Raw genomic sequence first — 11,777 nt, forward strand, 5'->3', positions numbered from 1 at the left:
AGAACGGGAGGTTGACATCTATGGTAAGTCAAAAAGTAACTATCACAAATCCGACAGGTCTTCATCTTCGTCCGGCAGGAATCCTCTGCAAGACGGCCATGCAGTTCCGCTCCGCGGTAACCTTCACCTTTGGCAATACAACAGCCAATGCGAAGAGTGTTTTAAGCGTACTGGGTGCATGTGTAAAATCAGGAGATGAGATTGAATTTCATTGTGAGGGCGCAGATGAAACAGAAGCGCTGGCTGCAATGGTAGAAGCAGTGGAGAGTGGTCTTGGAGAATAAGAAGAAATGGGCGATAGGGTATGCAGTATTCTGCATACTCTATTTCGCCGTGTCTGTTGCTATGCCCCATGACAGACTGGAATCCCGGGGGCTGGAGGGTATCGGAAAGCCCTCGTTAAAACTGAAGACAGAAGCGATAACGGATGATACAGAGCTGAGATTTGAATACCTGCCAGATGCACAGGCGTTAAGCCAGCTTTCTTTTTATTTTACGGCGGATGACGAGGGCGTCTATACGGATGGCCGGATTGATATCGGGGCCTATGACGCGCAGACCCGGGAGCTTCTGGCCAGCGCTTCCTATGATTTGCAGGATCTGGGTGCCGAGGGTTTCTGGGGTGTGGACTTTACACAGGAGCCGGTGGGACAGGCTGTCGAGGTGGTCATCACCGGAAAGGGTATAAAGAACGGACCCTATATCTGGCTGAATACGGAGACGGAGACAGCCGGAACATCCTACGAGGATGGACAGATCCTGGAGAATAATCTGATTTTTAATGCGGTGTACCGGACACAGGTGCACTATGTGAAGAAACCGCTGATCACGACGCTGATGTTGACGATTCTGGGAGCCATGTTTTTCCTGGTGTCCGGGAAGAAGCAGGAAAAAGCGACAAAAAAGCGGGATTCCGGACTTGGGAAAAAAGCGGCTGCTTTCGGGAGAAAGCTGAAGACCTTCTATGAGAAACATAAAAAGCTCCTGGGGCTGGGACTGCTGCTTTTTATTACGGCGCTTATGTTCCTGTATGTGTATGACGTACAGATTCGAAAGGCCATGAACAGCACCCATCGGGAAGTAGTCATGAAGGACAATCAGGAGCTGCTGCCCGTGACAGCGGATACACAAGAGCTGATTCAGTATTATACCACCGAAGAAAAACAGTTGGTGGGGCTGGGTGTGCGGATGGATCTGGGCGAGAATTTTGCGGGAGAGGGGCTGATTCACGCAGAGGTCTATGATGTGACCGGGGCGGCAGCTTCCGGCGAGACGACCGATCTGGCGGATCAGGGAAGCCTGCTCTGCGCAGCGGATATCGACGCGGCTACATTGCTGGACGGTCAGTATATGGGCCTGATTTTTGACAACTCCCAGACGGATACCAAGGGACATACCTACGAGGTGAAGCTGCATTTTGCGGATTCGCTTCTGGATTCCGGTCTGTCAGTGATTGTGACGCCAAAGGGTTATTACAAAGAGAATACCCTGCTGGTAAACGGCGCGGAGAGCGCGGTCCGGCTCAGCATGAACGCCCATACGTATTTCAATCTGTTCCTGAAAAAGTATTTCTTTGCCATGTTTCTGTTTGCGGAGGCCGTGTGCGCAGGCTTTTATTACCTGGCTTTTATGCGGAAGTGCAAGATAGAGAAAGTATTTCTGTTTACGATTCTCTGCCTTGGCATTCTGTATAATTTCCTGATTACGCCTTATATGACGCCGGATGAATCCTATCATATCGACATGACCTACCGGCATTCCAATACGCTGCTTGGTATCGAGTCGGCGGGCGAGAATAAGTGCTATAAGCGGATGGACGATACGAAGATCGAATTTACATCGGAGCCCAGCCTGGAGAATTATAAGAACATTTACGACGGATTCTTCAGGGGCGTAAGGGACAACCGGTTGGTGGAGGCGGACGCTACATCCACCACGGAAGCGCCGATGATTCTGTATCTTCCGGCGGTGCTTGGCATGACGCTGGCGCGACTTCTGCATCTGGGAACAGTGCCCATGTATCTGCTGGCGCGCTGGTGCAGTCTTCTGTTCTTCGCGCTGATGACATATATCGGCATGAAAAAGCTGCCCTTTGGAAAGATAACGCTGTTTTTGCTGGCGATTTTGCCCATGAATCTGCAGCAGTGTACCTCCTTTTCCTATGACGCGGTGATTAACGGTGTGATTTTCCTGTATATCTGCTGCTGCATTTCTCTGACCTGGCGGGAAGAACCGGTGAAGCCGGTGGATATTCTGGTCATGGGAATCTTGAGTATTGTGATGATCTACGGAAAAAGCGGTATCTATCTGCCTATCGCATTGCTGGCGCTGCTGATTCCGGCGGAGCGCTTCGGCGGAAAACGGGTGCGGAATTTCTGCATTCTGGCTCTGTGTCTGCTGCCGATGCTGGCTTTTGTAAATAAGAACACCGTGGCAGTCAATTATATAGCAACGACTACAGAGGCCACGGCTACAGTCGGTTCTTCCACCACAGCCGGTTATACCCTCGGGTATTTCCTGTCACAGCCTCTGGAGCTGGTGCGTATCATGGCGAATACCATTGCGGACAAGAGTGCTTTCTATCTGATGTCTCTGGTGGGACAGAAGATGGGGTGGGTAGAAATCGAGATTTCGGAAGTGATTCCCATGCTGTTTCTGCTGCTTCTGGTACTGTCCTGCATGCGGACGAAGGACGAACCTCAGTATGTGAAGACCGGGCAGAAATGGTGGATTGTCTGCGTCTGTGCGGTCTGTGCAGGGCTGATTCTGGCGGGCATGCTGCTTACCTGGACGCCACGGGATCATATCTCCATTGAGGGTGTGCAGGGACGGTATTTCATTCCGTTTATGCCGGCGTTTCTGCTGGTGCTCCGGAATGGACGGCTTACCTGGAACCGGTCTGCGGAGCGGGGCCTGATGTATGCGGGTCTTGTAGGACAGCTGCTGACGGTGATGTATCTCATCAAGGCAGTATTGATATTGTAAAAAAGGAAACGGAACTTTATGAATAAAAAACGAGTAGCGATCAACATGACGGCCCAGCTTCTGGCTTTTGGCGTCAATATGCTTCTGGGCTTTATCCTGGTGCCGATTATTGAGTCGATGATTCCAAATGCCTATGGTTTCACGGATATCGCCAATAAATTCGTGTCGGCGGCCCAGATCATCGTGTCGGCCCTGAATACCATGGCCAGCCGGTTTATTACTATCCGGATTCACCGGAACGAGCAGCAGGAAGCGGAGGAATATTTTTCTTCCGTGTTCTTCGCCAATGTGCTGATGGCGGTGGTATTTATGTTCCCAGCGTTGTTCGTGGTCATGTATATAGGAAGAATTTTCCAGATCCCGGAAGCGGCCAGCCTGATGGATATCCAGATGCTGTTCTTCTTTATCTTTTTGAACTTCCTGATCAGCATCATTACTTCCGTGTTCAGCGTGGCTTCCTACAGTAAGGATCGTCTGGAGCTCAGCTCCATTTCCACGATTCTCGGAGAGCTGACCCGTCTGACTGTACTGTCGGTCTGCTATCTTTGCTTTAAGCCCTATCTGTTTTACGTGGGCTGTGCGTCAGTCTGCTCCACGGTGATTCAGGCGGTGGCGAACCTGACCTTTACCAGAAGGCTGCTGCCGGATATGAAGATTCGGATTCGGGATTTTCGCTGGAGCAAGATCTGGGAACTGGTGTCTCTGGGGGCCTGGAATTCGGTGACCCGTCTGGGACAGCTTCTGCTGGATGGATTGAATACCTCTATCGCGAATATTATGGTCAGCTCAGCGGCCATGACGACCATCTCTATCTCTACCCAGATTCCGGAGGTGATCTCGAATCTGATGGGAACCATTGCGGGCGTCTTTAACCCACAGATGACGATTGCCTATGCAAAAGAAGATAAGGAACAGCTGCTGGAGATTATCGCCAGCGCGGATCGCATTATGATATTTATTATCAGTATCCCCATTGCGTTCCTGACGGTATTCGGTAAGACCTTTTTCGGACTCTGGGTGGGCAAGACCCAGGACCCAAAAGAACTCTATATTCTGGCTCTTCTGAATGTGGGTACGCTCTTTGTCAGCGCCAGCATTCAGGTACTGTACCATGTATTTCTGATTACCAAGAAGGTAAAAGTGAATTCCATGGTCATTGTGGGAAGCGGCGTACTGACCGTGGCAACGGTTTTTGTGTTGCTGGAGACCACGGATCTCGGTATGTATGCCATCGTGGGCGTCAGCATGATCTATGGAATCCTGCGTAATCTGATTTTCACGCCGCTTTACGCGGCTCACTGCCTGAAGGTGAAATGGTATACCTTCTACGGCGATATTCTGATGGGCCTGGTGTCCATCGGCCTGATTTGCCTGGTGGTGCTGCCCTTTGAGTTATTTATCAACATCGACGGATGGCTCAAGCTGTTTGGCGTAGGCATCGTGGCCGGAATCCTGGCGCTGCTTGTGAACTTTTTTGTGGTGCTGCGGAAAGGTGAGCGGCAGATGGTGCTGGAAAAGGTGCGCAGTAAACTGGTAAAGCATTAGGCTCCAGTATGAGGAGGGACTGAAATGGTAAGTATCATTGTACCTGTGTATAAAAGTAAGGATACGCTGAAACGCTGTGTGGAAAGCCTGCTGGCGCAGACGGTAGAGGACACAGAGATGATCCTGGTGGACGACGGTTCGCCGGACGGTTCCGGGGAGCTCTGTGACAAGCTGGCGGAAGAGGACAGCCGGATTCGGGTGATTCATAAGGAAAATGGCGGCGTGTCCTCGGCCCGGAATGTGGGTATTGAGGCTGCGAAGGGTGATTATCTGCTGTTCGCGGACAGCGACGATTATGTGGAACAGGATATGGTGGAGAAGCTTCTGGGTGGCATCGGAAATGACGATATCGCCATCTGCGGCTTTCATCATCACTATCAGGGCCGGGACATCGTCCGGATTCCGGAGGTGCCGGGACAAAGCGGCGAGGAAAATTTTCTGGCGCTCTACGGCGAAGGATTTCTGAATATGCCCTGGAACAAGCTGTATAAACGGGAGCTGACGGGACGTTTTGACGAGTCCTTAAGTCTCGGGGAAGACCTGCTGTTTAATCTGGATTATCTGCGGCGGGCGGATGGAATCGCCATTGTGAAAGCGCCGCTTTGCCACTATATTCAGGATGAGACCGGGGCAAGTCTCTCGTCGCAGAAGCGGGAGGATCGCCTGATGCTGGCAAAGCATATCTGGCGGGAGACGAACGAGTTTTATCAGGAACTGGCAGGGCATCCGGATGAGAGCGGTGTCATCAATGCCCGTTTGATTCAGGATATGCTGGACGACGTAGAGGGGCTTCCTTTCGATGCGGAGAAAACGAAGAAGGAGAAGCTGGAAGTCATAGACGCCTATTGCCGGGACGCGGAACTGCGGGAAGCGGGGCAGGTGGCGGCACTTAGGGCTCTCGATTATCAGGTGATTCATTTCTGCATGCGCCGGGGCTGGAAGCGGCTAACCTATGAGCTGTGCGAGCTGCGGGCCATGCTGGTCCGGGCCAGACGGGCGGCGGCAGAGGAAGAAGAGAAGGAAGCGGAACATGCGTGATTTAATATCAGTCATTATTCCTGTTTATAAAGTGGAAAAATATCTGTGCCGGTGCGTGGATTCAGTGCTGGAGCAGACCTATACGAATATGGAAATCATTCTGGTGGACGACGGATCGCCGGATAATTGCCCGGTCATGTGTGACGAGTATGCCAGACAGGACAGCCGGGTGAAGGTCATTCACCAGGAAAATGCAGGTCTGTCCGGGGCACGTAATGCGGGCATTGACATGGCGCAGGGTCAGTGGCTGGCTTTTGTGGATTCGGACGATTATCTGGCGGCAGATTTTCTGGAGCGACTGTATCAGGCCTGTGTGAATACGGGCAGCAGCTTAAGTGTCTGCCGCTGGGAATATGTGCACGGTGAGGCAATTCCGGAGCATGGAACCGGGGAGACGCGCGTGTATACAGGCCGGGAGATGCTGGCGAATTTCTATGTGCCGGACGGAGCTTATTTTGTGGTAGCGTGGAATAAACTTTACAGAAAAGAATTATTCGAGGATATCCGGTATCCGCTGGGCAGAATCCATGAGGATGAGGCGACCACCTACCGTATCTACGATAAGGTGAAGAAAGCAGCTTATGTGGATCGCTCCCTGTACGGCTATTTCGTGACGCCGGTGAGTATCACCCGGGGGTTCAATCCAAAACGGATGGACTGGGTGACGGCGGTAGCGGAGCGGCTGGATTTCTTTGAACAAAAAGGCTATACAGAGCTGATGGTGCCGGGACTTCAGGCGCTGGCGGATGGAAGTATTGATATCTGGTTTGGCTTACGGGATCAGCTTCCGGGCAGTGAAAAGCAGCAGGAGGAAATACGGACATTGATTCGCGAAGGTCTGCGGCGTGTGAAGAAGTATGGGAAGTTCCCGCTTCGGACGGAGATTGGCTATCGGCTGTTTCTGACCTGGCCGGGATTGTATCGGAAACTACTGAATCAGGTGAAGGATGAAAATGGAAAGCAGTAAGAGATTAAGCGTGATTGTACCGGTCTACAATGTGGAGCAGTATCTGGAGCGCTGTGTGGACAGTATTTTAAATCAGACAGTGAAGGAGCTGGAGATTATTTTAGTGGACGATGGTTCCACGGACAACTCCGGGTCCATGTGTGACGCTTATGCAGCGGAGCACGCCAATATCCGGGTGCATCATAAGTCAAACGGCGGCCTGACGACCGCCTGGAAAGCGGGACTGGAGCTTGCGACCGGTCGGTACGTGGGCTTCGTGGACAGCGACGACTGGATTGACGCGGATATGTATGAGCGGATGCTGACACTTGCCGAGCAGGAGGATGCGGATGTGACGGTCTGCGGGCTGGTCTTTGATTTTGAGGATCCGAAGATTCCGAAAAGAAATGAAATTTCGAATTTCAAAAAAGAAGTCTATGGACGGGCGGACTTGGAGGCTTTATTTCCAACGCTTATCAATGATGGCTACTTTTTCGGACGGACATTGCAGCCTGCCCGGGTGACGAAGCTGTTCCGGAGATCGCTTCTGCAGGCAAATGTGCAGTTCTGCGATGACAAGGTGGCGGTGGGGGAGGATCTGCAGATTACGTTCCCGGTGCTTCTGGATACGAAGAAGCTATGCGTGGTGCAGAATTTTTATCCCTATCATTACTGGATTAATAACAAATCAATTACGGGGCAGTATGACAGCTCTTATATTGAGAAGGTGAAGCTTTTAAGCAGCCGGCTTCAGGCTATCAGCGACGCTAAGGGCGTCTATGATTTCACGGCGCAGATTCGGAATGATTTTCTCGGACTGGCTGTGCTGGCGGTGAAAAATGAGATTTATCGGAATTATAAGGCCGGGCGCCGGAATGTGGTCGCTAATGTGAAGCGGATCTGTGAGGACGTGATGGTACGTGATGCCATGGAAAAGCATACGATGGATAAGCTGTCGGCGTCGATCAAGCTTTACCTGTGGCTGATGCGGACGGGGCATTATAACCTGTGTTACTGGCTGGTGCTGGGGTTTTTTAAGGTGAATTATTATCTCGGGAGAGAGTATAAGAGGCAGTAGAATATAGGACGGAGGAAGAGGGAATGTCAAGTGGAGAGACTTTAATAAGTTAAACTAATAAAACAAATTTTTAGAAAACTATTGACAAACCAGAAAAACGTGCATATAATACAAACAACATCAAACAGAGAAACCTGTGAAGAAGAGTAGTAGCGGACAGATGTGGATCTACAGAGAGTTCCGGAGGGTGGAAACGGAGCGTGAGGCAGTCGGTGAATGGACTTCGGAGGGCGGCTTTGAACGAGTAAACGGTCAAGTAGAAGCTGACGGGACCCCACCCGTTATCCATCGGGGCACGTATGATGGTACGTGTAGCGAGTGGACATTTCGCAGGAAATGTCAATTTGGGTGGTATCGCAGAAGTATATAACGCTTTTGTCCCATGTATATGGGGCAGAGGCGTTTTTCGTATACCTAATGAGCCAGGCGTTCAGATGAAAAGCCGGGCCGGAGGAGGTGCTTGCACATCATCCGGTTTGGATTTTCATCTAAACATGCGGCGAACAGCCGCGAGCCTGGGAACACGGAGTGTTCTCAGGATTTACCTGGCGGGGTAGAACGAATGATACTTTCCTCCAGACAGCCGCCTCCGGCAAAGCCGACTGTCACATCTGCCATCTAAATTAAAAAAGAATGGAGAAAAAATTATGAAGAAGATGAATCTGAAAAAACTGGTAGCTTTTGGTTGTGCGGCAGCACTGACAGTTTCCATGGCAGGATGCGGATCCAAGGCCGATACTTCCGCAGATGCCGCGGCAGACAGCACCGCAGCAGAGACGGAGGCGGATGCAGCATCCGGCGATACTGCAGAGTACAACGTAGCCATCGTAAAGCAGCTTGACCATGCTTCTCTGGATGAGATTGCAAATGCAGTGGCAGCAGAGCTGGATCAGATTGCAAAAGATAATAATGTGACCATCAATTACGAGATTTATTCCGGACAGAACGACCAGACGACCCTGAAGCAGATTGGCGACCAGGCCATTGCGGACGGCGTAGACGCTATTATCCCGATTGCGACTCTGGCAGCACAGGTTATGACCGTATGCGCCCAGGACACCCAGACACCGGTTGTCTTCGCAGCAATTTCCGATCCGGAGGCAGCAGAGCTGACCGGCATTGACTATGTGACTGGAACCAGCGACGCTCTGGATACCAACAAAATCATGGAAATGATACTGGCCCAGAACCCGGATATTAAGAATGTAGGCCTTCTGTACTCCCTGTCTGAAGCAAACTCCACCAAGCCGATTGCAGACGCGAAGGCATACCTGGATAAGAACGGCATTTCCTACACCGAGCAGACAGCCAATACCAACGACGAGGTTATCGCAGCAGCATCCGCGCTGGTAGCTGATAAAGTAGACGCCATCTTCACACCGACCGACAATGTTATCATGGCAGCAGAGCTGGCAATCTATGAGGACCTGGCAAAGGCAGGCATCCCGCATTACACCGGAGCTGACTCCTTCGTAAGAAACGGCGCTTTCGCTACCTGTGGCGTGAACTACACGGATCTTGGTTCCCAGACAGCTGACCTGGCATACACCGCTATGACAGAGGGTATGGACGGTCTGGAAGACTACTATGTAACAGAGGGCGGCATCATCACTGTTAATACAGAGACAGCTGATACTCTTGGCATCGACCACTCCGTATTCAATGACCTGGGAACTGTCGTAGAGGTTCAGACTACCGAAGACTAATCACAGATTTTAAAATAAGAAGAGACAAAAAGCAGGACAGCGGCGATTTTTAGAAACGCGGCTGTCCTGCCCATCTTTATTTTGGAGGGATTCCTGTGTTACATATTTTACAAACAGCCCTGGAGTTGGGCTTTCTGTACGCGCTGGTGCCCATGGCCCTGTTCTTAAGCTTCCGTGTACTGGACATCGCCGATATGACCACCGATGGCTGCTTCGTGCTGGGCACGGCGGTGTCCGTCACCATGGCGGCAGCCGGACATCCGTTTCTGGCTATTCCGACGGCCATGGCAGCAGGCGTCTGTGCCGGCTTTGTGACCGCATTTTTGCAGACGAGACTTGGCGTGCCGTCCATCCTGGCCGGTATTGTCACCAATATGGGACTTTACACCATCAACCTGATGGTTATGAAATGGAGTGCCAATGTGAGCCTTCTGAAGACAGCCACCATTTTCACCCTGTTCCAGCAGACCGGTATCGGCGGACAGTGGTATGAGGCACTGCTGGCCGGAGCAGTGGTTATTCTGGCGGGCGTATTGCTGGTGCTGTTCCTGGGCACCCGGCTTGGCCTTTCCATCCGTGCCACCGGCGATAACATCGACATGGTGCGTGCTTCTTCCGTCAATCCGACCTTCACGATCACCGTAGGCCTCTGCGTGGCCAATGCACTGACGGCTCTTTCCGGAGCCATGGTAGGTCAGTATCAGAACACCGCCGATATCAACGGCGGAACCGGAATCGTGGTCATCGGTCTTGCCTGTCTCATCATCGGTGAGACCATACTGGGTCGCAAAAGCGTAGTCAAAGGCGCACTGGCGGCTGTGATTGGTTCCATTATCTATCGATTCATCTACGCGATTGTACTGTATACAAAGATTATGCCGGTACAGGGACTGAAGCTTGTGACGGCTGTGATTGTGGCGCTGGCTATCGCGTTCCCGACGATTAAGAACTGGGTGGTATTTCAGCAGAAAAAGAGTGCCCGGAAAAAGACGTACGCAGCGAAAGGAGGCCGTTCATAATGCTGGATATTCAGAACATATCGAAAACCTTTAACCCGGGAACGGTCAATGCGAAGACGGCTCTGTCCGGACTCTCTCTACATCTGAATCATGGCGATTTCGTGACTATCATCGGTTCTAACGGAGCCGGAAAATCCACTCTGTTCAACGCCATCGCAGGCGGGTTTTACGTGGATGACGGTGCAGTCATTCTGGACGGTGAGGACATCACCTTCCTGGCCGAGCACAAGCGCAGCCGCTTCATCGGGCGGCTGTTTCAGGACCCCTTAAAGGGCACGGCTCCGGGCATGACCATTGAGGAAAATCTGGCGCTGGCGTATCTGCGTAGTGCCAAGGGAACCTCGGCCTTTTCCCGTATTTCGAAGAAAGATAAGGAACTGTTCCGGGAGCGTCTGGCCCTGTTAAATATGGGTCTGGAAGACCGGATGAAGCAGCCTGTGGGTCTTCTCTCCGGCGGACAGCGCCAGGCCCTGACACTACTTATGTCAACCTTAGTAACGCCGAAGCTGCTGCTCCTTGACGAGCATACCGCAGCCCTGGACCCGGCAACGGCAGAGAAGGTGCTACAGCTGACCAAAGACATCGTAGAGCAGGAACAGATCACCTGCATGATGATCACCCACAACATGCGCCAGGCCCTGGAACTGGGCAACCGGACCCTGATGATGGCCGATGGCAATATCGTGCTGGATGTGGGCGGCGAAGAGCGAAAACATATGACTGTGGAAGACCTGCTGACCCGCTTCAAGGCAGGCGCGGGACATGAACTGGATAATGACCGGATCCTGCTTTCGGACGCAGCGCAGTAGCAGAAAAGAACAACACAAAATCCCCGAACCGTCTCTGTCATAACGGTTCGGGGATTTTTGTGATTAGGATCGGACATTCCCATTTTTATATGCAATCGGTGTTCGCAGGGAGGAAAACCGAGGCATAGTAAAAAGATATTAGTGAAGCTGTGCAAGCAGAAAATCCAGAGTTATCTGATTGTATTTCTCCAGCTGTTCCCAGTGCTGCACATGTCCGCCGTTTGGGGCCATATAAAGCTTTGCACCCGGGATGGCGTCGCACATAGTCTTGGTGACTTCAACCGGAACAAAGAGATCCCGGTCACCGCCGACAATCAGGGTCGGAGCTTTGACTTTGGGAAGCTCCTTTAAAATGTCAAAGCTCAGAATGGCGTTGCACTGCGCTTTATAGGCGTAGCCCGGCATCGGGTAGGGGGCGGCCATATCGGCCAGCTCAGAGTCCAACATATAAGTCTCGTCCGTTTCCTGGAATGGCTGCGCAAAGATCATCCATTGTCCCAGACGGCCAAAGGTGATGCCATCCAGCTGGCCGCAGGCTTCGCGCAGAATTTCGATGGCGCGCCGGAAGCTGACACAGCAGCTGGGGAAGGTATTGGTCAGGATAATGGAGCGCACACGTTCGGGGTAATGCACCGCCAGATACTGGGTGAT

At 51.9% G+C, this 11,777-nt stretch carries 10 protein-coding genes and 1 other annotated feature; of the genes, 9 read left to right on the plus strand and 1 reads right to left on the minus strand.

Going from position 1 to position 11,777, the window contains the following annotated elements:
• The first annotated feature begins 20 nt into the window (after positions 1 to 20).
• The 9 genes from ACESZP_RS02780 to ACESZP_RS02820 all read left to right on the plus strand — a co-directional run bounded on the left by ACESZP_RS02780 (position 21) and on the right by ACESZP_RS02820 (position 11,126).
• Positions 21 to 284 carry an HPr family phosphocarrier protein gene (locus ACESZP_RS02780; RefSeq protein WP_178038740.1) on the plus strand — a complete coding sequence of 88 codons (264 nt, stop codon included), beginning with the start codon at positions 21 to 23 and terminating at the stop codon, positions 282 to 284.
• Positions 274 to 2,985, plus strand: coding sequence for a DUF2142 domain-containing protein (locus ACESZP_RS02785; protein WP_499707958.1), 2,712 nt, complete (start codon positions 274 to 276; stop codon positions 2,983 to 2,985). The genes ACESZP_RS02780 and ACESZP_RS02785 overlap by 11 nt, the downstream gene beginning before the upstream one ends.
• A gap of 18 nt (positions 2,986 to 3,003) precedes the next feature.
• Complete coding sequence (locus ACESZP_RS02790) at positions 3,004 to 4,530, plus strand: lipopolysaccharide biosynthesis protein (RefSeq protein ID WP_499707959.1); 1,527 nt, start codon at positions 3,004 to 3,006, stop codon at positions 4,528 to 4,530.
• A 24-nt stretch (positions 4,531 to 4,554) separates the two neighbouring features.
• On the plus strand, positions 4,555 to 5,568 hold the full coding sequence (locus tag ACESZP_RS02795) for a glycosyltransferase family 2 protein (RefSeq protein WP_499707960.1): 1,014 nt from the start codon (positions 4,555 to 4,557) through the stop codon (positions 5,566 to 5,568).
• Positions 5,561 to 6,535, plus strand: a complete 975-nt coding sequence (locus ACESZP_RS02800) for a glycosyltransferase family 2 protein (RefSeq protein ID WP_499707961.1) — start codon at positions 5,561 to 5,563, stop codon at positions 6,533 to 6,535. The genes ACESZP_RS02795 and ACESZP_RS02800 overlap by 8 nt, the downstream gene beginning before the upstream one ends.
• Positions 6,522 to 7,592, plus strand: a complete 1,071-nt coding sequence (locus ACESZP_RS02805) for a glycosyltransferase (RefSeq protein WP_499707962.1) — start codon at positions 6,522 to 6,524, stop codon at positions 7,590 to 7,592. Before ACESZP_RS02800 ends, ACESZP_RS02805 begins: the two co-directional genes overlap by 14 nt.
• Before the next feature lie 127 nt (positions 7,593 to 7,719).
• Positions 7,720 to 7,978, plus strand: a binding site (T-box leader).
• Between the two features lie 261 nt (positions 7,979 to 8,239).
• A complete protein-coding gene (locus tag ACESZP_RS02810; RefSeq protein ID WP_499707963.1) occupies positions 8,240 to 9,298 on the plus strand; it encodes an ABC transporter substrate-binding protein in 1,059 nt (352 codons plus the stop codon).
• Positions 9,299 to 9,393: 95 nt separating this feature from the next.
• A complete protein-coding gene (locus ACESZP_RS02815) occupies positions 9,394 to 10,317 on the plus strand; it encodes an ABC transporter permease subunit (RefSeq protein WP_178038747.1) in 924 nt (307 codons plus the stop codon).
• A complete protein-coding gene (locus tag ACESZP_RS02820) occupies positions 10,317 to 11,126 on the plus strand; it encodes an ABC transporter ATP-binding protein (protein ID WP_499707964.1) in 810 nt (269 codons plus the stop codon). Before ACESZP_RS02815 ends, ACESZP_RS02820 begins: the two co-directional genes overlap by 1 nt.
• Before the next feature lie 138 nt (positions 11,127 to 11,264).
• Here the strand turns inward: ACESZP_RS02820 and ACESZP_RS02825 are convergent, their stop codons facing one another.
• On the minus strand, positions 11,265 to 11,759 hold the full coding sequence (locus ACESZP_RS02825; protein WP_499707965.1) for an alpha/beta fold hydrolase: 495 nt from the start codon (positions 11,757 to 11,759) through the stop codon (positions 11,265 to 11,267).
• Positions 11,760 to 11,777: the final 18 nt, after the last annotated feature.

This window comes from Candidatus Dorea massiliensis AP6, from assembly GCF_964245105.1.
GTDB lineage: Bacteria > Bacillota > Clostridia > Lachnospirales > Lachnospiraceae > Laedolimicola > Laedolimicola intestinihominis.

Bases quoted from the DNA above. Each gene is read 5' to 3' on its own strand.
- ACESZP_RS02820 (WP_499707964.1), top strand. From the start codon at position 10,317: ATGCTGGATATTCAGAACATATCGAAAACCTTTAACCCGGGAACGGTC.
- ACESZP_RS02790 (WP_499707959.1), top strand. From the start codon at position 3,004: ATGAATAAAAAACGAGTAGCGATCAACATGACGGCCCAGCTTCTGGCT.
- ACESZP_RS02810 (WP_499707963.1), top strand. From the start codon at position 8,240: ATGAAGAAGATGAATCTGAAAAAACTGGTAGCTTTTGGTTGTGCGGCA.
- ACESZP_RS02800 (WP_499707961.1), top strand. From the start codon at position 5,561: ATGCGTGATTTAATATCAGTCATTATTCCTGTTTATAAAGTGGAAAAA.
- ACESZP_RS02805 (WP_499707962.1), top strand. From the start codon at position 6,522: ATGGAAAGCAGTAAGAGATTAAGCGTGATTGTACCGGTCTACAATGTG.
- ACESZP_RS02780 (WP_178038740.1), top strand. From the start codon at position 21: ATGGTAAGTCAAAAAGTAACTATCACAAATCCGACAGGTCTTCATCTT.
- ACESZP_RS02795 (WP_499707960.1), top strand. From the start codon at position 4,555: ATGGTAAGTATCATTGTACCTGTGTATAAAAGTAAGGATACGCTGAAA.